This is a genomic window from Rhizobium ecuadorense (assembly GCF_001187535.1).
GTDB classification, from domain to species: Bacteria; Pseudomonadota; Alphaproteobacteria; order Rhizobiales; family Rhizobiaceae; genus Rhizobium; species Rhizobium ecuadorense.
In genome coordinates, this window is sequence record NZ_LFIO01001707.1 from 1 (window position 1) to 278 (window position 278).

A 278-nucleotide genomic window follows, 5' to 3' on the forward strand; every position below is an offset into this window, starting at 1 on the left:
ATAACGAGACCGCCGAGCATCGGCCACCACATCCAGTGGATCGGCAAGGTTTCGAACAGGTCCTCGATCCGGTAGAGCAGTGTCGTCAGTAATCCGGATTGCAGGCCTGAGATGATGCCCATCGCCGCACAGGCGAAAATCCCCCACCAGGGCAAGTCTACCTGGAAGTGGGTCGGGAACAGCGGGCCGGTGCCGAACAGCAGCGGGCGCCAGCAGATCGACACGCAGGCGGCGACGGCGACGGGAATGAAGCTGCGCGGCTTCCATTCAAACAACAG

1 protein-coding gene is annotated in these 278 nt (G+C 61.9%); it reads right to left on the bottom strand.

Going from position 1 to position 278, the window contains the following annotated elements; translation table 11 throughout:
* Positions 1–278 (bottom strand): chloride channel protein (locus AF337_RS33110; protein ID WP_193393689.1); only part of this gene is annotated, 278 nt, incomplete at both ends.